The sequence below is a fragment of the Enterococcus sp. BWR-S5 genome (assembly GCF_016745255.1).
Classification (GTDB): domain Bacteria; phylum Bacillota; class Bacilli; order Lactobacillales; family Enterococcaceae; genus Enterococcus_L.
Genome location: NZ_JADOEQ010000004.1, coordinates 1 through 19,352, shown reverse-complemented (window position 1 = coordinate 19,352; position 19,352 = coordinate 1). Strand labels below are relative to the sequence as shown.

Genomic DNA, 19,352 nt, shown 5'->3' with positions numbered 1-19,352 from the left:
TCATCATGACCTTCGGAAAGTGAGGAATAGATTTGACCGTACAATTATTACTGACAGCCGGTTTGTTTCTTCTGTTTATTGGATACATGAGTGTAGTGTTTGTTTTGAAGCAGAAAAAGAGAAGCAAGCAGGCTCAGCAAAGAGATGACAATAATGTTCAGACTGAAGCTAAGCTTCAAGAAGCTATTCATGAATGGAATGAAGAACTATTTTTAGAAAAGGGAGACCGAACGAGCTGGTATAAGCTGACATTTTTCTTTGAAAAGGATGAACCAAGAGAATATGATTTTTATTCTTATAACGATACTTTAACGAAAGAGTTCATTTTGAATGATCGTTTTTATGTGAATGACCATGAGCTGCTGATTATTGATGAAGCAGGTGAGCACTATATCAACCGGAAGAACATCAGTCAAATTGATTTTCTTCAAAGAAAGATTTTGGCAGCTGCCTCAAAGGAAGAAAAAGAGGAAGCAGACCCACTAAGCTTTAAGCAGGATTTGAATTCAGCAGAACAGCAGGTATCTGTAGAAATCGAGTCAACACCAAGCGCTTCTTCTAAAGCGGAGTTAGGTAATGGAGAGAAAGCATCAAAAGAAATGAAGCAACGTCCGAAGTTTTCCAAGATAAAAAAGACGAAACGTCCATCCATTAAAAGAATGGAGGCAAAAACATTTAATCGATTGTTTTTACTGGTGTTGCTTATCATTTTGGCAAGTGGTGTACTTGCGTTGATTCGCACCGTTGTTTTTGACGGTAGACTTGTACGACTGGAAGCCGGTCAAAAGGCCGCTGCAATGGAAAATATTGAAAGAGAAGTAGTTGTCAAGGACTATCCTTATGAGCTGAACTTATTCATGCAGACTTTCATTGATCAATATATATCTTTATCCAATGATAGTTCACAAATGGATGAACGAGCTGAGAAGCTGAACACGTTTTTTTCAGAAGAAGTATCAGTAGAGCGAGAAATTTCGGCAGTAAAACGACTGCTCATCTCTAGCGAGCTTGCAGAAGTCAATGATGGGGAACGTTTTTCTACAGTGTATTATAAAGTGATTTATTCCTTGGAGATGCCGGTAGAGCAAAGTGGTGAACTGAATGAAACAGGTACTGCAGAGACCTATGTCGCTTATCAAACAAAAGAACATACAGCATTTCTGGCTATTGATTTTATTCAGAAGGATAACGGATTTTCAATTATTTCACCCCCATATTTCACTGAACGGAAAATCAATCACCTTGAAGGAACCACAATTAAAAAGCAAGAAGAAGCCGGTTTAGCTGTTAATAACGAAAAGCTTGAAGATATTCGTCGTTTTCTCGTGATTTTCTTTGAGAAATATGCTGGCGGAAGTAAAGAAGAGCTATCGTATTTGATGGCAGATGTAGAATCAATGGGTGAGAGATATTTATTGAAGGAGATTGAATCAGTGGATGCCTATTTTAGTGGAGAGGCAATTATTGTTTATACAGAAGTTAGCTTCAGTGAGAAAGAATCTGGAGTCACCCACACAGAAGCATTTTCTGTGAAGCTGATAGAAGAAACGAATCAATTCAGAGCCAGTGAGCTGGTGCATAATTTAGGAGGATTTTAAATAATGAGTAACAGTATACAAAATATAGGGAAACAGCTGGTACTCGGCGCATTGCCAAGCTTGTCGGGATTAAGTAATTATTTTACAGCGGAGGTTCAAATCGGCATCGGACTGGTTACTTTGGTTCTATGTATTATACTCGCTGCAAAGCAACAGATAGGTCCGTTAGTTGGTGTGATTGTTGTTGCCGCGTTTATCTTTTTTATGGCGAATGATCCTGCTGCCATATTCAATGGTATTGGTGAAATGTTCAGAAAAATTTTTGGCGGATAAGGAGCGGCAGCATGCGGAACAAACAGTTATATAACTACAAAAAAGCATTGGTGCTGCCCTTCATGATACAGAAGCTTTGGCGTGGCTTTACATTGGAAAACCCCGTTGAACTGACAAAAATTCTTGTGTTTGGTGGAACGCTGTTTCTTCTATTTACAGTTTTCCGTCCAATAATGTGGCTATTTGGAATGGTAAAAGGCTTGAAATTTGCCAGCTATTTATTGATACCAACCGGTGCAGTGATGCTTTGGGAGCAAGTAGAGCCAGATGGTTTGAAAATTCCGATATACGTCATTGATTACCTTTTCTATATGATTCATTTTAAATTTAGAAACAAGGTCATCAATCAGAATCAGACCGTTAAAATCATTGATGAGCTGGTTGTTTTTGATAAGGTTCACACGGGGAAAATACTGATCTTTTCTCATCTGAAAAATCAAGGAGTACAAAAATGAAATTACGATTTCCATTAAAAAATATCAGTAATAATATGATGTATACAGATAACCATGAGGTCTGGGCATACTATAGGATACGTTCAGTTAGTGTGCCCCCGACTTCGGACCGAAAAAAAGAAGAACTAAAGGTGAAATTTCAACACTTGTTGAATGAGTTGAAGGAATACCTGAATATCGACATCCTGATGATACCAAAAGAAATGAGTCTGGAAGAACGCTTCAAAGAGCTTTCTAAGTCATTCAGCAGCGATTGTCTGGAAACCGCAAAACACTATGCGGAACAGACTACGAATATTCTCAGAACAGAGATGAAAATGATCTATTCCTATGAATGGATTATAGGCGTTCCTTTAAGAGCCCATTTTGAAGTGGAGTCAATTTATGAAGGAATTAAGCAATCTTATAGAGGCGTCCAGAGACATGTTATGAGCAGACTCGGCTATCAGTTGAATGATAGTGAGGAGGCTTTTGCATCTGCCAAGGAATTGCAAGAACTGGTTTTAGGAAAAATGAGCTTGTTTCAGGGAGAGTGTCTATCGGAACAGGAAATGTACTATTTAAATCGTCTGAACTTTATTCGGAATATGCCGCATTCCTCGAAAGAAGACTCAGTTTTCACCCTTGAAAATATGACAGATTGTATTGTTGATCCCAGTTCTAAAGCAGGAATGCTGACACTGCACAGTATCGAAGGGAAGAGTACAGTTGCTTTTCTTCCAATTGCAGATACCCCGTTGGACGTCACTGGATTACATATTGCAGAGGCTGTTCAAGCTTTGCCGTTTCCAGTAGAGCTTAGATACAAATTGAGAGCGCAGCGCTTAAAGGGCAGCTTGGGGATGGAGGGAAAAGCACGCCGTTCTGCCTTACGCCTAAAAAATGTTGTAAATGAAACAAGAGCAATCGGTAATTCAGAAGGAAGTGAGGTTGCACAAAGTCGAGTAGTTATAGAGGATTTGAAGGAGCAGGTCAATGGAGAAAGAGCCATTGTCAATTGGTTAGGGTGCATCGTTGTTTATGCTGAGAACGAAAAGCAATGCAGGCAACGAATTCATACAGTGCTTTCGCTTTTAAAGTCTAAAAAAATCCATCTATCCATGGCTCACTCACAGCAGGTCTATCTGTTTTACAAAAATCTTCCAGGTGTTTCTTTAGAAGCAAGTGATACCAAATGGATACAGACAACCACAATAGAAGGATTTTGTGAAAATTTCTTAGCTGTAAATCAACGAATCGGCTTTCGTACTGGCTGGTATATCGGACGTGTTGATCCTCATATATCCGGAGCAAGAAGTCTGGAAAGTGCAGTTTACTCCAGCCATAACATTGTTCTATCTAATCCATTCACTGCAAATAAATGGAATGAGGAGATGGGGACAGCCAGTCCGCATATTGCAGTGACTGGCGAGACCGGGATGGGCAAGACCTACCTTGTAAGCTTACTGTTTACATTTGTCTCTATGTTAAACGTAAAAGGGTTATTCATTGATCCGAAAACTGAAAAAATCAAACAATATAAAGAGTTTCTTGCTGACAAAGATAATCAAGAAAAATACCCGTATTATTATAATCTCATTTCTCAGTTTCATTTAATTACTTTTGATCCTGAAAAAAATGATAACTGGGGTGTGCTTGATCCGATTACATTTCTTTCGGGAACAGATGCTAAAGACACGGCAGAAGCAATGGTTCACCAAATCATAAATATCGAAGATACGCGGTTGGGACAGTCGGAAGTATCTAAGGCTATCAGGCGAGTTGTTGAACGCAGAGCAAATGGTGAAGCCGTTGGTATGCTTCATGTGATTGAGCTGTTGAAAACGCACAAAGAAAAAGAGGTAAGCGAGATTGGAAATCTGCTAAATGAAAAGATTAAGGGAAGTGTTCTGCGACTTGGCTTCAGCGATGGCAGAAATAAAGGCTTGAGCTTTGATAAAAGAATTACAGTTATCGGAGTTTTAGGTCTTTCGATTCCGAAAGAAAGTGACGACCCTAATTACTATTCACAGAGTGAAAGGAAAAGTCTGGCTTTGATGATTCCTTTAGGGAAATTTTGTGAGAAATTCGGCTCAATGGATGATGAGCAGGAAACCTTTGAAGTGTTTGAGGAAGCTTGGATTTTTAATACATCCTCTGTAGGGAAAAAGATATTGAATGCCATAAAAAGAGTAGGACGCAGTCAAAACAACATGCTCATTTATTCAACACAATCTGTTTCTGATGTAACAGCAGAGGACGATCATGGGAATTTTGGTACAATTTTTGCATTTAATGAGCCGGCAGAAGAGGACAAAATTTTGAAGCATGTTGGCGTAGATGTCATGGAAAAGAATCGAGAATGGCTTTCCGGAATGAAAAAGGGGCAATGTCTTATGCTGGACCCTTATAAAAATGTTCAAAAAATCAGTATCCATTGTCTGTTTCCTGAAATCAGCAAAACCTTTGATACAGTGAAAGAAACAAGTGGAAGCAAAGCTGAGTCGATGTTTAATTAAGGAGGACTATCAATGAATAATTTTTCCATCCATTCTTATGTTTCTCTGATTGATACGGAAGGGAAATGGCGTGCAATCGGCAGTGAAGAAATGTATCAGTTAGTCAACTTTTTAATTAACACCGGCATGGTTATAAATCAATGGATTTATCAGGTTGTTGATTTGAGTCTGCAAATTCTTTTGAGTAATACTGTTTTTGAAGATACCGTTGGTCGAGTGTTTAAAACAGCAATCAGCCTGTATCATTCATTATTTGATACAGTAGGAACCGTGCTGTTCTTGTTTGCTTTAATTGTTATTTTCTTCATCTACATTTTTAAGAGTCCACAAGAATCCTTCAAAAAAATGATTACTCTATTTGTTGTAATTGGTATGAATTTTGTCATTTACACAAGTGGAGAGGAATATTTGAAAGATGTAAATACTCTTTTCGATGAAGCAGAAACCGTGCTGCTTCAAAGTGTAGTGTTGCCTTCTGAGGAACAAATGCCGTCGGAAGGTGCAGCTTCAGAGAAAAGCTTACAAAAAATCAGAAAAGCTTATTTTGACCTGACTCTACGTCAAGCCTTTGCGATGGTTAATTTTGGGACACCTATTTATGAAGAGCGATTTGATCAATTCTTGTATACAGATACAGAGGAGAATAACGAAAGCTCCAAGGATGAGCTGATAAAAAAGATAGAGGAAGAAAGTAAAGAAAATCGGTATATGACTCCGGATGGTTCTTTAGATAAGTGGTTTTTGTCTATCTATGCATGGATGAATAACTTATTTGTAGGTGTTCCCTTATTGCTGATGGCTATGCTGAAATTTTTGCTTAAGGTGCTCATTTTGTGTATGGTTTTTGGATTGCCGACAGTTAGCCTCCTTAGTTTATTACCTAAGTTTTCCAATATTTTATTTAACCTTCTTGGAAAGATGATGCTTTTCTTTTTTATTGGTATTTTTATGACATTGGCTGTATACATATTTTTCTTTGTAATGACATTGATTGATGGTTCAATTCATACGATGACCGGTAACAACTCACTGATAAGCAGTGTTTTAGGCGCTGTGAATAAGGCAGTGTTGATTTTATTCATCCTAAAAGGGAAAGGGAGAATTATTCATCTGATTACTGCCGGAAATGTGACTCGGATAGAATCAGGTGTTTACCGATACCTAAGGCAGGTAAAGAAAAATCAAGGGAAGCAAAATGGCCGTTTGTTATCCAATGAAAAACTTTTTTTTGAGCAAGGAACTGATAACAGTGAAGTAGAAACTAATATTGATTTTAGAGATATTCTCGTTATGAATAAACATCAAAAAAATATGCCCGACATCATTGAAAGCATGTCTGAAGTAAAGAGGCAATCGAAGCTGTCTGAACAGAAAAAAACTGTTATAATGCCCGAAATAAGTCTGGCAAGTCAAGATGCAAGTCATATGACTGCTGTACAGGAAGAACCTTTTAAGGAAGGAATAAATGAGCGATTAGTCAATATCAGAACAGCAAAAATACCTTTAGATAGAACAGGCCACAAACAAGAAAGCATAAGAACCTCACTATCATTCGAAACATCCAGTGATAGTGAACTAGACGATTTCTATACTCCTGACGAGATAGGAAACCAAGAAGTATTTTATCAATTGCTGGAAGAGTTGAGAACATGTTGAAAATTGTCAATAGTATCATCGCAATAGTGTTGTTGTTTTCCTTTGGGGTGCTTCTATTAGGAGGGAGCATTCTGCATAAAGCAGAAGTGGTGCCGGACTCTGCTTTCTCTCAATCGGAGCAAAATGCTTGGCGTATATGGACTCTTTTAGAAAAGAAGAATTATACCAAAGAAGCGATAGCCGGGCTTCTTGGAAATATTGATCAAGAAACCGGAGGAACTTTTGAAGCTGCTATTGATGAAGATGGAGGAATTGGCTATGGCTTGATACAGTGGACACCGAAATCGGTTTTGTTGGAGCAACTGGAGCGGTCTGGGATTATTGGTGCCTCTGATGATTTGGAAACGCAGGTCGAGGTGATTGATTGGGAGCTGAGCGGGCATGGTCGAGGCTATATTCCAACCAAAAGCTATCCTTTTTCGGGAGAAGAATTCAAGCAATTAGACGACCTCAAATTAGCAGCACGTGTCTATGAAAAAAATCGTGAACGACCAAGGGATGACCATCCGGAAAGACAAGAGCTGGCACAGAAATGGTTTGATTTGTTTTCAGGAAAAGTTGCTGGAAACACTGGCAATCGTATTAACTCTCTAGCTGAGATTGCTTTGAACGAGCTAGGTAACAAAGGTGGGAAAAAGTTTTGGTTATGGTATGGCTATACTTATCGTGTTGAATGGTGTGCCGTATTTGTTTCCTGGTGCGGAAATCAAGCTGGCCAAAGCTTTGAGCGATTTGCTTATTGCCCGACCGGAATTAATATGTTTAAAGCCAGAAACAAGTGGCTGTCTGCTGGGAAGATACCTAAATCAGGTATGATTATTTTTTTTGATTGGGAATCAGATGGCATCAGCGACCATGTTGGTTTAGTAACGAGGTATGAGGATGGGGTTGTGTACACTATTGAAGGAAATAGTAATGATGAAGTAAAGGAGCAAAAGTATGCAGTTAGTTCGTCTGTGATTGTCGGATACGGAATAACCGAATGAATAGGCTTATTCTTTTTAAAGGTGATGAAATCTATTTTATTAGTAATCTCTAAAATATCTATAATTTCCAATTTTTTATGTGGGCTATTTTATCAATTTATACTATACTATAAAGAGTTATCATATTTGATAAAATAACTCGTAAGGCTTCTTTTTATTTGTTTCTGTCCTCTTGGCATTTGTTTTTGAACAATGTATTCCGCAACAAGTGCAGCTGTTTTTACAGATTTGTTTAGAGAGTAAAAGAGGGAAAATAAAAAATACGAAGTTCTGAGGGAAAGAAAAGAAATGACTTTACTGCTAAGAAATATGAGGTTTCATCATGGAAGAAAATAAACAGAAAAAGCGACAAGAAGATAAAAGTAGGACGAAACAACGCAAAGGTAAAAAAAGAAAATGGATCAAACCGATAGCTGTTATCTTGGGCATCGTCATAGTTGGTATTGGTGCGGGTTACTGGTTCTATTTTAATTTGGATTATCAGAAAAATATAGATTTTTCTTCTTATGAAGGATATGAATTTTCACAGGTGGATTATTTATCACGAAGAAATCCGATTGTTGATGAACAGGTGCAAGAAGATTCCGCTAATTCAGAAATTCAAACAAATTCTGATTTCAGTAACATTGCTCTATATAATGAAAAATGGAGCAGCAGCGTTAGAGAGTTGTTAATGACTCCAAAAAATCGACCATTTTTTTACATGATGGATGTTTTTGGCAAACAGACGATTTATAAGGCCATAGCAGATTTGTCCAGTATCAACCAGATTGAACGTGTTCAATTTCCTGTTTGGGGAGAAAAGGACGGCAAGGGTGATATAAAGCTTTATGAAGGAATCTATGACGCTATCACCAATACATGGCAGGCGGAAATTCTAATTAATGAGCATCAGGAAAGCGGTCGTTATCAAGCTGACCTTTTAGTAACGAAACAAAGTGGAAAAGTAGAGCAGGTAAGTCTTGGAGAGTTTACTGTATCTGAGCCAACAATTGTGGCGTCAATAGATGAATCGCGAGCAAATAAGGGGCAATTTGAGGTTAATATAGCTGTCAATAGTAAGGCTGATGTAGAAAAGCTTTCCATCCCTATTTGGTCTAAGGAAGACCAAAGTGATTTGAAATGGTATGACGCTGTACACCAAAGTGGAAGTAACTATAAAGTTCATGTAGACTATGAAGATTTTGATTATGGTAATGGATTGTATACAGCGGCAGCCTATTTTACAGGTGCTAATGGCTTGACCGCTCACAGTGCTGCCGGAACTGCAGAAATCAATATGAGTCATCCTGTGCGTATCCGCGTATTGAATAACACAGCTCTTTATAAAGACAGACAGCTGACTGAAAAAGTGAAAGATATTTCAGCGAATAGTATGGCTTACATTGAAGCGATTGTTTTCAACTCAGATCAAAAGGTCTATAAAACAAGTGAAGGCTATGTTTCTTCTGAGAATATTGATGTTAGTGAAATGTCTGAGGATATTAAATATGTTTCTCATAGGGGAAATCACCAGGAGGCACCGGAAAATTCTATTCCTGCATTCCAAAGGGCAACTGCTTGGGGAATAGAGACTGATATCTGGTTGACCAAAGATAAAAAATGGGTTGTCATGCATGATGAAACAGTTGACCGAATGACAAACGGAACTGGTAAAATCAGTGATATGACATTAGAGCAGATTAGAAAACTGCGTATTGATTCAGGAGCAAATAAGTCTTCCTATGATCAAAGCCAACTGGTTATTCCGACATTGGAGGAGTATCTGGGGATTATGGCGAACAAACAAAGTGTACCGTTTATTGAAATCAAAGCGACGAATGTAGCTGGGAGCGACTATGACAATTTAATTAGTTTGATTGGTCAGTACGGTCTTTCACAGACTGCAGTAGTTATCTCGTTTGACTATCAAAATCTGGTAGAAGTAAAAAAACGGGCACCTCAGATGCAGGTCCAACTGTTGGGCGAGGTACTAAATGATGATGTAATCAATAAGGCTAGTAGTCTTGGTACTAATGTAGGATTGGATATCAAGTATAACGGAGCTGTTTCCAATGTGGCTATGATAGCCAAAGCGCAGCTGAAAGGGCTCAAGGTTCATTTGTGGGGAGTTCCGCAAAGTGAATTTACACGAATGACTGCTTTGGGTATTGATAACCTGACAACTGACTTTGATTAATCCTTGATTATCAGGTAATGTAAGGGTAAATCTGCTTCAAAGAGAAAATTTCTATTTCTAAATAGTTTAAAGATGAGTCAGCCTGACTTACAGGCTGACTCATCTTTTGTGTAACACAAGCAATTTTTTCATCAGCTTTCTCTATTTAAGATTGTTTTAAGATAACAATTGTACGGTTAAATAAGAAATTTTACTGAAGATTGGAGAACTGAATGAAGAAAGCTTTATTTACTGCGAGTATTTTTCTTACAATGCAATTGCTGACAGGGTGCAGCAATAAGGAGGCTGTTGTTGTGAGCCTGACGGAAAGGGAAGACTATCATGATATTTCTATACAGTCGGAGATTCGTGGGGAGATTGAGGAACTAACGGCTGAGAGTGAATACAGCTTAGACAATCCACTAATGATTTGGAATCCATATGGTACCTTATCTCAAGGGTTATATATTTATTTTGAATCTGAAACGGCTGCCCAGTTATCTTATAAAATAGAAGTTGAGGGCTATGATGATTTTGCTCGAACGATGAGTGTCTCACAGGCAACAAAAGAGACATTTTCAGTTATGCATGAGCATGTTTTGATTGGTTTTATACCTGAAAAGGAGAATACGGTCACAATTATCTTGACAGATGACGATGGTAAAAAACAACAGCAAGTGTTTACAATCATGCCCCCGGCTATCGGCGAGGATTTGCCTATAGCTTTAGAAAAGAGTGGAGGAACTAGTACCTCGGAGCTGACAGATGGATTGTATGCAATGGTTGGTATGCTTGATACACATACATTTTTGATTGATAACGAAGGGGTTGTTCGAGGCGATATAAGAACGAGTGCATATCGAATGGATCGGATAGTCGAATATGGTGATACACTACTATTTTCCAATTCCCGTACAGAGATTGCCAAGATGAATGCCTTGGGTGAGTTGGAAGAGATATACGAGTTGGATGGTTATAGCTTGCATCATGATCTTGTTCTAACTGATCATGATACTTTATTGCTGCTCGCAACAGAAACCGAAAATGATAGTATCGAAGATGTGATTGTTGAATTAGATTTGGCTACCGGTACAGTAGAAAAAATTGTAGATATGAGTGATTTGCTTAGTGAATATAAAGCTCAAACCAATAAACTTACAGAGGATACGTCGTGGACTTGGATGGTAGGAGATTGGGATTGGATTCATTTGAATACGATACAATTCATCAATGAAAACGAAGTAATATTGAGTTCACGTGAAACCTCAACCATTATCAAGCTTAGCAACATTTACGATGAACCGACTTTAGATTATCTGATTGGTGAAGAAGATGTGTGGGAAGAAACAAGCTATAAAGACCAATTACTAACTCAACTTGGTGAGTTTTCCAATACAGGCGGACAGCATAGTGTGACCTATGAAAAATCTGAGGAGTTGGAGGAAGGGCAATATTACCTGTATCTTTACAATAACAATTCTTGGATTTTTGATAGTAATCTTGATTATTCAGGCTCAGTCCCAGAAGGCACAGGGGTGTTTAACAATGGAGAAAAATCCATGTATTACGAGTATCTCATAGACGAAAATAAAGGAACATATGAGTTGGTTCAATCATTTGATCTTCCATACTCCAGTATTGTATCTAATGTTCAAAAACTAGAAGACAACTTGATTATTAACAGTGGGTATGAAGCAAAGGTTATAGAAGAGTACGATTCAAATGGAAATAGGATTGCGACATTCACCTATGAATCTTTAGAAAATGTTCCATTTACCTATAGGGGCTTTAAGTACACCTACGAAGGCTTTTGGTTTGATTAGAAATAAAAAAGGCGCAGCGCTTTTCCGCTAAGGAAGGAGCTGCGCCTTTTTCCTATTAAGTTCCTTTCTTTTTATAAAAAAATCATTCTGTGCTATGCTTCAGATGTAGATAAATCATACGAACGGCATGTAATGAAAGGCTTCGTTTGTTCCTATTAGAGGGAGGAAATTAATTTTCTTGTATAGAAGCACTCCATGCGATTTATAGAAATAAAGAGGAGGAAGGGATATGGATAGCCGTTTCCGGTTTGAAAACAAAAACGAAGATTTTCCTTTTTACAATAATCAACCTGAGAAAGTCTCCGGCCGAAAATGGCTAATAATGCTAGTATTCCCATTCATTGGTTTTTTATTTCTCACGAAGGTGTATATTCCTTTTTTTTCACTTTATATCAATGAGCTGCTAAGTGGTATCGTTCTATTAGTATTTTCTTTATTGGGCTTGCGTTTAACAGTCGGACAGAACTGGCGGCTAATGTTCAGAAAAATTCATCAGAAAGATATTCTCCTGGTTATTGGCTATGTGGTTGGAGCAATTATCGTGGCTTCTGCTATCGGAGGAATCATTGAATTTTTCCGGGGAGCTTTGACAGATAATCCGACGGCGACAACTGCGAATGACCCAGATGCTTGGGTTACCTATTTGCAGCTGCGGTTTCAAGAATTATTTCAATTGCTTGGTGAGGAATTTTTAGCCATCCTGCCATTTTTAGCTGTGCTTCATATTTCTACAGTGAAGTTTGGCTGGGAACGAAGAAGGGGGATTCTGATTGGATGGATAGCATCCTCTATCCTATTTGGTTTACTGCATTTGCCAACGTATGATTGGAACTGGCTTCAATGTATTTTTGTGATTGGCGGTAGTCGGATGATCCTAACGTTGCCGTATATCCAAACAAAAAATTTATGGATTTCTTATTTTGTTCATTATTTATATGATATGCTTATTTTCACCGTTGCATTTCTAAGTTAATAAGGTAGAATCAACAGGTTTTAGGAGGGAAAGTCATGAAAAAGAAATATATACCATTGGGACTTTTAATACTGACCATCGGGGTGCTTACAGGATGTAACAATGGTTCAGAAAATACTACAGAATCAACATCTAAAAGTAGCAGTGAGACAACAGTCATCAGCAGCAGCTCGAAGGAATCAACTTCTACACCAGTGTCATCAACAACCGTGGAGAGTTCTAAGACACCAGAATCTACAACGACTTCTTCTGTCGCTACAACGACACCAGCGAGTCAAGCGGAACAGGTGCTAAATGAATTGACAAGTATGTTTCCATCTGAAGCTTTGCCCAATTCAATTCTAACTGGCTCAACGAAGAATTATATTAGTGCTGCTACTACGTCAGCTGGTGATCAGGCGAATTTCAATATTTTGTATTATGCAGAAGAGCAACCAATTCAGGTGAACAATACAGCATTAAACGAGCTGAAGCCAATCGCGTCTATGGAAAAAATTACCTTTGCTACAGAAGAGGAAGCAAAAAATGAAGTCGGAAAAATCGAAGACTATGCCGGCAATACGGTAGACCTTGGCTATGGACTTACTGGATACACACAAGGAGCAGCTGGTTCCAGCTACTTGACTTGGCCGGAGGGAAATTGGAATGTGACGATTAAAGCATCGAATATAGATGGAGAAGATGCTGTTCCTCTTGGTAAAGAGGTCGTCGCATATTTGGAAGAAAATATGCTGCCAATTCCTGAACCGGATGGCAATATCCAATTAGAGATTGGAGAAAATGGAGACTATCAAACCAATGCTGTTATCTGGCAGAAGAAAAACGTGGTCTACAAGGTTCATCACTTTAATGCTATGCAAGCAGTGAAAATGGCTACATCAACAAATGGATAAATAGAAAAACGATGCTGTATCCTTTAAGGATGGCATCGTTTTTCGCTTAATACCCCATTTTTATTGAGTGATTCTGCTTTTATCAGGTTGAGAATGTGCCAGTCTGCTGGCTGCTGAGGCTGCAATAGCTCCGACAATGTCATCTAAGAACGTATGAACGGACTTCCCATCGTGGGAATTCAGCTCAGCTAAGATACCGGGTTTTACTTTATCAATATAGCCATAATTAGTAAAACCGATTGAGCCGTAGACATTGACAATCGATAATGCCAGAATTTCATCAATACCATATAGGCCTTCATCATCGCTTAATATCTGTTGAAGCGGCTGAAGCAGCTTTCCTTCCTCAGCAAGTATATCAAGTTGGATGCCGGTGATAATCGTATTGTGGACTTCTCTTTTCGTTAATACTGCCTCAACGTTTTCAATACATGTCTCCATATCAAGCTGATCGACATATTTTTCTTGCAGAAACATAACTAACTCGGCAATATCCTTAATCTCTACACCACGTTGTTTCAATAACGCACGAGCTGTTTGTTCTAATGTATCTCCCTGAATAACCATATTATTTCCTCCAAAACAAAATTTTTACTATAATAGGTCAATGGTATAATAAATGTATAAGAAAAAGCAAGGAAGAAAAGAAATGAATCCTTTAATTGAATGCTGTGAACAAAATTTATCAAAAGGGAATTTTGCTCTTTCCGATGATGCATATATACAGGAAAATGGTGATTTAGTCACCTATTCGTGCATGAATGAATGTGCTTTGTGCGCGCAAACCTTTTACGCACTAGTTGAAGGTGAGCGAATAACAGGGGCGACACCGGAAGAGCTGATTGCTAAGGTTAAAGTAGCGATAAATCGCTGGCAGAACGAGATGCTATAAAAAAAAGATAGTCTGAAGCGAAAAGATGCTTCAGACTATCTTTTTATTTTTACAATACTTGTTGCGGTGCTGCTTTCTCAAAAAGGCTTGTACTATGCATTGGTTGTGTACGGATGTCGGGTTGAACAAAGTGAAGTGCGTTATTCACTGCAGTCGGTGCTTCACCAAATCCGGTAGCAATCAATTTGACTTTTCCTTTATAAACAGAGATATCACCAATCGCATAGACCCCGGGAATATTTGTCGACATATCTGAGTCAACAATGATGGAATGGCGTGAAACCTCCAGCCCCCAATCCTTCAGGTGACTGAGGGAAGACGTGAAGCCGTAGTTTACGATTAAGGAGTCTGCCTGTATTAACTGACGTTCTTCTTCTTTCGTATGCTTAATCTGAACTCCTTCAAATGCCTCATTTACAACATGAAGCTGTTCAATCATGAAAGGTGTAAGCACCTGAACCGTTGATTCTTTTAGCTTTTCCACACTGTGCTCGTGTCCGCGAAATTCCGGTCTGCGATGAATAATGGAAACCTCCGCGGCTACTTGTTCAAGCATAAGTGCCCAGTCAATTGCGGAATCCCCTCCACCAGCAATAACAACTTTTTTATCTGCAAAATCCTGCATATCTTTTACGAAGTAGTGAATATTTTTATCTTCAAACTGCTCTGCGCCATCAAGCGTTAAGCGCCGAGGCTGAAATGAACCATTTCCAATAGCGAAAATGACAGCTTTTGAATAATGGGTACCTTTGTTTGTTTCCAATACTAAGTAGTCTTCTTTTTTCGTAAGGTTAATTACTTCCTCCTCTAAAAGGATATCGTGATTGAACGAAGCCAATTGCTCTTCAAGGTTTGCAACCAAGTCGGCTGCCTTAATAGCAGGATATCCAGGAGCATCGTAGATAAATTTCTCAGGATAAAGTGTAGCAAGCTGTCCGCCTAATTGAGGCAGACTATCGATAATTTTCGTTTTCGCCTTTCGCATTCCTGCGTAAAAGGCGGCAAAAAGCCCTACAGGCCCACCGCCAATTATCGTTATGTCATATAATTCATTTGTATGCGGCATTTCATTTCCTCCAAATTTCTTCTATAAATCTATTAGATAAACTAAAAAGTAAAAAGCAAGCATTTTTCACAAAATAGCATTTGTAGCTGAAAAAAGCAAGCGATAGTTTGTGAAGAAACAAAAGTTTTAGAGAATCTAAGAAAAGAAAATAGCATTTTCTTTCATTATTCGGTATGATAAATAAAGTAACGATTGTTAAGGAGGAACTATTTGTGAGTGAATTTCCACAGTTAAACTTAGAAGAAGTAAAAGGACCCAAAGCAATAATTAAAACAAACCGAGGCGATATCAAAGTTCAACTTTTCCCGGAGCAGGCACCAAAAACTGTTCAGAATTTTGTTGAACTTGCGAAAAAAGGCTATTATGATGGTGTGATTTTTCACCGTGTAATTCCTGATTTCATGATTCAAGGAGGCGATCCAACCGGAACTGGTATGGGTGGAGAAAGCATTTATGGAGAAAAGTTTGAAGATGAGTTTTCAAAAGATGTCTTCAATCTTCGTGGTGCTCTGTCAATGGCCAATGCCGGACCTAACACAAATGGCAGTCAGTTCTTTATCGTGAATAAGCTGGACGTACCTGCTAACATGTTGGGACAGTTGGAAGGTGCCGGATTTCCTGCAGAAATTATTGAAGCCTATAAAGGCGGCGGAACACCTTGGCTTGATTTCCGTCATACTGTCTTCGGTCATGTCATCGAAGGTCTGTCAGTCGTTGATGAGATTGCCGGCGTACAGCGTGATGCACAAGATCGACCAACATTTGATGTTGTCATCGATGGCGTAGAAATCACAGAATAATTTTAAAAGATAAAAGCACCTTTCCACTTACTGGAAAGGTGCTTTTTTTAGCTCTCAAGAGCAGCTTGTATTCTGTTAAGACCTTCAAGTAAGGTTTCGCGAGGGCAGGCAATATTTAAGCGCATATGCTGGCTGCCTGATGGGCCGAAGGAAATACCTGTATTCATCACAATTTTTCCTTTATGAAGGAAGTTATTTTCCAACTGTTTATCTGATAATCCGTACTTAGAAAAATCAAGCCAGATTAAATAAGTCCCTTCCGGCTTCATCATTTTAACCAGTGGCAGTTTCTCGTTTAGGAAGCTTGTTACAGCTTCAATATTATTCTGCAAATATATCAGTAGCTCATCAAGCCATTCGTCCCCATAATTATAGGCTGCTTCGGTTCCGATTAAGCCCAGTGTGTTGATTTCATTTTGCTGATTCATTTCCTGAACCGCAACAAACTTTCTTCTTAATGCAGCATCATGAATGAAAATCATTGAATTTTTGATACCGGCTAAATTAAATGTCTTTGTCGCCGCTGTCATAATAATCGAAAAATCTTTAAAGGAAGGGTCTGCATTAGTAAACGTCGTGAAAGTATTTGGTGAGAAGACTAAGTCTTGGTGAATCTCATCACTGATAACAAGGACGTTGTATTTTTTGCATAGCTGTCCGATTTGAATAAGTTCTTCCTTTTCCCAAACTCGTCCGCCCGGATTGTGAGGGTTGCAGAGAATAAACAGTTTTACCTGATTTTCTTGGAAAAGTCTTTCCATCTCTTCAAAATCAATCAAAAATTTACCTTCTTCTTCATATAGAGAGCTGCGGACAACTTCTCGTTGATTCATTTTTATTACTTTAGCAAATGGATGATAAACAGGATCATGGATCATAACCGAATCACCTGGCTGAGTGTAGGCCTGTATCGCTAAAGCAACGCTAGGAACAACACCGCTATTGAATAAGATTGCTTCTTTTTCTACTATATAATTGTGTTTTCTTTTTTGCCATTCTTGAATAGCCGTATATAAACTATCCGGTGTTACCGCATACCCTAAAATTCCTTGAGCAATATATTCTGACATGGCATCCAAAATAGGTTGATGAACCTTGAAATCCATATCGGCTACCCACAATGGAAGTAAATCATCTTCTTTGTACATCTGTTCAACTGCGTCCCATTTCACGCAATTTGTTTGTTTTCTATTGTATACATGATCAAAATTACCCATCTCATTACTCCTTCGCTGTCTATTTGATAAGTGCTATATATTGCAGTATAGAATAGATTTAGGGAAAGATAAATGAAAAAGAGCAGAAAAGCCGAATAAAAAATCTATTCATAAATTAGCGGACATGATATGATTTATATGAGATGACATAGAGAATGGCGGGGAGCAGATGAGATACAAAATAGGAATGATAATAGAAGGAACAGTTACAGGGCTGCAGCCCTATGGTGCATTTGTTTCTTTAGGAGAGAATACACAAGGCTTGATCCATGTATCTGAGATTCAGGTAGGGTATACCAAGAATATCAACAGTATATTAAATGTGGGCGATAAAGTAGATGTGCAAGTTATTGATATTGATGAATATTCGAAGAAAATCAGTCTGTCGCTTAGAACGTTAAAAAGTATTCCTCAACCTAATGGATTTAGAAGAAAAAAATACTTCACCAACAAGAATAAGAAAATTGGCTTTGCAAGCTTGGAAAAGAAGCTGCCTCAATGGATTGACACAGCACTGGACGATTTGAGTTTGAAATAAAACTGTTTTTTTTCAGAAAATGTGTTACAATTTTCCTGTATTCATGAAAACAAAAATCAATTGAGGTGGAAGTTTTGTCTAACAAAAGAGTGGCCGGTACGATTATGTTGAACTTGCAGGATGGCACTAAGAAGTTTCTTGTTCATCCAACAGAAAATCAAGCGGAATTTATTGTTGCGGAAGTTTCAGAAGAGATGACAGGATTAGCCAGTATTTTACAATTCTTTAAAAGCAACATTCAATTAGATGTAACTTCGATCAGCTTAGTTGAATTGACGAATGCACATAGCGAAACAGAAGACCTCCCTTTATTTGTATTTGAAATGGAGGAAGGCGATGCTGCGGTGTTGACGACTGATACATACATATGGGAAACTCCCTCAAGTCTGAAAGGACTCTTGTCCACTTATGACATGGCGGGCATGCCAATGTTCTAAACAACTAAAAATGGAAACGTAAAGAAGCAGGGAGCGACTTGCTTCTTTTTGCTATAATCATATACATAAAATCGGGAGGTTAAGAAGCATGGAAATTAAGCAGGCAGTTCAAGCAGATAATGATATTGTCATGGGATTGTTGAAAGATACGGCACTGTGGCTAAAAGAAAGAGGAAGCAGCCAATGGGGTGATGTGCTGGAGGGAACGGATAAACACAATCTATTGGGCGCTGTTCAAAAGGGAGATGTCTATCTATTTAGTAAGAAGCATGAAGTCGTTGGAATGGCAGCAATTTGGGAAACGCCGTCAGCCTGGGATGAAGAATTATGGAAAGAGGTCGGTTTCTCTGGCAAAGCCTATTATATTCACCGCTTGATTGTTCATCCCAAATATAGAGGAAAAGGCTATGGCAGTGAGATATTAACAACGATAAAAGAGCAGTTTGCTAAATCAGCTTATGAATTAAGGCTAGATTGCATTTCAAGTAATCCCAGTCTTATTACTTTATATAGTAAGAATGACTTCATAAATCAAGGTTCAGTAAAAGAAAGTAAAGGAGGGCAATTTGAGCTATTTTCTTATCGAATAAACCAGTAAAAAAATAATCGAAAAAAATATAAAAAAAGAGTTGACCTGAGATGATAATCTTGGTATATTATTACATGTCGCTGAGACACGGCAACATCTTTTAAACAGCACAATAGAATAACAGCTGAGTGAAAGAAAAAACTTATTTTATCAATAAAAAAGTTGTTGACAAATAACAAGATTGTTGATAAGATATAAAAGTTGTTATGAAACAAAACGACAACAGCCAAGCAGAAAAAAACTTCAACTTCTTCAAAAAAAGAGTTGACATCAAATCAGAACTTTGATATGATATAAAAGTTGCTGCAAGGTAAACAAGTAGACCTTTGAAAACTGAACAAAGTAAGACAAACCAAATGTGTAGTATGTCTTGATTCATTCAAGACAACAACATGATTTAACAAGCAAGCAATATGCTAGCAAACAAATTGAGCGTAACAGTCGCAAGACTGTCAAGTTTAAACTTTTTATGAGAGTTTGATCCTGGCTCAGGACGAACG

General features: G+C 38.2%; 18 protein-coding genes. 15 read left to right on the top strand and 3 right to left on the bottom strand.

Annotated elements, in window-relative coordinates; all coding sequences use genetic code 11:
• Positions 1-32: 32 nt before the first annotated feature.
• The 10 genes from IW510_RS06365 (at position 33) to IW510_RS06320 (ending at position 13,313) form a co-directional block, all read left to right on the top strand.
• The gene (locus tag IW510_RS06365; protein ID WP_202057951.1) at positions 33-1,598 is read left to right on the top strand and encodes a conjugal transfer protein; all 1,566 of its coding nucleotides are present in this window, start codon (positions 33-35) and stop codon (positions 1,596-1,598) included.
• A gap of 3 nt (positions 1,599-1,601) precedes the next feature.
• Entirely contained in the window at positions 1,602-1,871 is a 270-nt protein-coding gene (locus tag IW510_RS06360) for a TcpD family membrane protein (protein ID WP_202057950.1), read from the top strand.
• A gap of 11 nt (positions 1,872-1,882) precedes the next feature.
• Positions 1,883-2,326: a TcpE family conjugal transfer membrane protein gene (locus tag IW510_RS06355; RefSeq protein WP_202057948.1), complete on the top strand. Its 444-nt coding sequence runs from the start codon at positions 1,883-1,885 to the stop codon at positions 2,324-2,326.
• Positions 2,323-4,824, top strand: coding sequence for an ATP-binding protein (locus IW510_RS06350; RefSeq protein WP_202057946.1), 2,502 nt, complete (start codon positions 2,323-2,325; stop codon positions 4,822-4,824). Before IW510_RS06355 ends, IW510_RS06350 begins: the two co-directional genes overlap by 4 nt.
• Before the next feature lie 12 nt (positions 4,825-4,836).
• Complete coding sequence (locus IW510_RS06345; RefSeq protein ID WP_202057945.1) at positions 4,837-6,480, top strand: CD3337/EF1877 family mobilome membrane protein; 1,644 nt, start codon at positions 4,837-4,839, stop codon at positions 6,478-6,480.
• On the top strand, positions 6,474-7,466 hold the full coding sequence (locus tag IW510_RS06340; RefSeq protein WP_202057944.1) for a phage tail tip lysozyme: 993 nt from the start codon (positions 6,474-6,476) through the stop codon (positions 7,464-7,466). Before IW510_RS06345 ends, IW510_RS06340 begins: the two co-directional genes overlap by 7 nt.
• 322 nt (positions 7,467-7,788) lie before the next feature.
• Positions 7,789-9,645 (top strand): glycerophosphodiester phosphodiesterase family protein, encoded by a 1,857-nt coding sequence (locus tag IW510_RS06335; protein ID WP_202057942.1) that lies wholly within the window; start codon positions 7,789-7,791, stop codon positions 9,643-9,645.
• Between the two features lie 212 nt (positions 9,646-9,857).
• Entirely contained in the window at positions 9,858-11,447 is a 1,590-nt protein-coding gene (locus IW510_RS06330; protein WP_202057941.1) for an aryl-sulfate sulfotransferase, read from the top strand.
• Positions 11,448-11,676: 229 nt separating this feature from the next.
• Entirely contained in the window at positions 11,677-12,420 is a 744-nt protein-coding gene (locus IW510_RS06325; protein WP_202057940.1) for a CPBP family intramembrane glutamic endopeptidase, read from the top strand.
• A gap of 35 nt (positions 12,421-12,455) precedes the next feature.
• Positions 12,456-13,313, top strand: coding sequence for a hypothetical protein (locus tag IW510_RS06320; protein WP_202057939.1), 858 nt, complete (start codon positions 12,456-12,458; stop codon positions 13,311-13,313).
• Positions 13,314-13,373: 60 nt separating this feature from the next.
• Here IW510_RS06320 and IW510_RS06315 read toward each other — a convergent pair whose 3' ends face one another.
• The gene (locus IW510_RS06315) at positions 13,374-13,880 is read right to left on the bottom strand and encodes a phosphatidylglycerophosphatase A family protein (RefSeq protein ID WP_202057938.1); all 507 of its coding nucleotides are present in this window, start codon (positions 13,878-13,880) and stop codon (positions 13,374-13,376) included.
• Positions 13,881-13,962: 82 nt separating this feature from the next.
• On the opposite strand from IW510_RS06315, the gene IW510_RS06310 reads away from it, so the two are divergent.
• Positions 13,963-14,205, top strand: coding sequence for a DUF1450 domain-containing protein (locus IW510_RS06310; RefSeq protein ID WP_202057936.1), 243 nt, complete (start codon positions 13,963-13,965; stop codon positions 14,203-14,205).
• Between the two features lie 49 nt (positions 14,206-14,254).
• Here the strand turns inward: IW510_RS06310 and IW510_RS06305 are convergent, their stop codons facing one another.
• A complete protein-coding gene (locus IW510_RS06305; RefSeq protein ID WP_202057935.1) occupies positions 14,255-15,271 on the bottom strand; it encodes an NAD(P)/FAD-dependent oxidoreductase in 1,017 nt (338 codons plus the stop codon).
• 212 nt (positions 15,272-15,483) lie between these two features.
• Here IW510_RS06305 and IW510_RS06300 point away from each other — a divergent pair, with 212 nt between their 5' ends.
• Positions 15,484-16,071: a peptidylprolyl isomerase gene (locus IW510_RS06300; RefSeq protein ID WP_330932586.1), complete on the top strand. Its 588-nt coding sequence runs from the start codon at positions 15,484-15,486 to the stop codon at positions 16,069-16,071.
• A gap of 47 nt (positions 16,072-16,118) precedes the next feature.
• Here IW510_RS06300 and IW510_RS06295 read toward each other — a convergent pair whose 3' ends face one another.
• On the bottom strand, positions 16,119-17,288 hold the full coding sequence (locus IW510_RS06295) for a MalY/PatB family protein (protein ID WP_202057931.1): 1,170 nt from the start codon (positions 17,286-17,288) through the stop codon (positions 16,119-16,121).
• 169 nt (positions 17,289-17,457) lie between these two features.
• On the opposite strand from IW510_RS06295, the gene IW510_RS06290 reads away from it, so the two are divergent.
• The 3 genes from IW510_RS06290 to IW510_RS06280 all read left to right on the top strand — a co-directional run bounded on the left by IW510_RS06290 (position 17,458) and on the right by IW510_RS06280 (position 18,861).
• Positions 17,458-17,826, top strand: a complete 369-nt coding sequence (locus tag IW510_RS06290) for a CvfD/Ygs/GSP13 family RNA-binding post-transcriptional regulator (RefSeq protein WP_202057930.1) — start codon at positions 17,458-17,460, stop codon at positions 17,824-17,826.
• A gap of 74 nt (positions 17,827-17,900) precedes the next feature.
• A complete protein-coding gene (locus IW510_RS06285; protein ID WP_202057928.1) occupies positions 17,901-18,263 on the top strand; it encodes a hypothetical protein in 363 nt (120 codons plus the stop codon).
• Positions 18,264-18,351: 88 nt separating this feature from the next.
• Entirely contained in the window at positions 18,352-18,861 is a 510-nt protein-coding gene (locus IW510_RS06280; RefSeq protein WP_236674630.1) for a GNAT family N-acetyltransferase, read from the top strand.
• Positions 18,862-19,352: the final 491 nt, after the last annotated feature.

Bases quoted from the DNA above. Each gene is read 5' to 3' on its own strand.
- IW510_RS06360 (WP_202057950.1), top strand. From the start codon at position 1,602: ATGAGTAACAGTATACAAAATATAGGGAAACAGCTGGTACTCGGCGCA.
- IW510_RS06355 (WP_202057948.1), top strand. From the start codon at position 1,883: ATGCGGAACAAACAGTTATATAACTACAAAAAAGCATTGGTGCTGCCC.
- IW510_RS06350 (WP_202057946.1), top strand. From the start codon at position 2,323: ATGAAATTACGATTTCCATTAAAAAATATCAGTAATAATATGATGTAT.
- IW510_RS06345 (WP_202057945.1), top strand. From the start codon at position 4,837: ATGAATAATTTTTCCATCCATTCTTATGTTTCTCTGATTGATACGGAA.
- IW510_RS06340 (WP_202057944.1), top strand. From the start codon at position 6,474: ATGTTGAAAATTGTCAATAGTATCATCGCAATAGTGTTGTTGTTTTCC.
- IW510_RS06335 (WP_202057942.1), top strand. From the start codon at position 7,789: ATGGAAGAAAATAAACAGAAAAAGCGACAAGAAGATAAAAGTAGGACG.
- IW510_RS06330 (WP_202057941.1), top strand. From the start codon at position 9,858: ATGAAGAAAGCTTTATTTACTGCGAGTATTTTTCTTACAATGCAATTG.
- IW510_RS06325 (WP_202057940.1), top strand. From the start codon at position 11,677: ATGGATAGCCGTTTCCGGTTTGAAAACAAAAACGAAGATTTTCCTTTT.
- IW510_RS06320 (WP_202057939.1), top strand. From the start codon at position 12,456: ATGAAAAAGAAATATATACCATTGGGACTTTTAATACTGACCATCGGG.
- IW510_RS06315 (WP_202057938.1), bottom strand. From the start codon at position 13,880: ATGGTTATTCAGGGAGATACATTAGAACAAACAGCTCGTGCGTTATTG.
- IW510_RS06310 (WP_202057936.1), top strand. From the start codon at position 13,963: ATGAATCCTTTAATTGAATGCTGTGAACAAAATTTATCAAAAGGGAAT.
- IW510_RS06305 (WP_202057935.1), bottom strand. From the start codon at position 15,271: ATGCCGCATACAAATGAATTATATGACATAACGATAATTGGCGGTGGG.
- IW510_RS06295 (WP_202057931.1), bottom strand. From the start codon at position 17,288: ATGGGTAATTTTGATCATGTATACAATAGAAAACAAACAAATTGCGTG.
- IW510_RS06290 (WP_202057930.1), top strand. From the start codon at position 17,458: ATGAGATACAAAATAGGAATGATAATAGAAGGAACAGTTACAGGGCTG.
- IW510_RS06280 (WP_236674630.1), top strand. From the start codon at position 18,352: ATGGAAATTAAGCAGGCAGTTCAAGCAGATAATGATATTGTCATGGGA.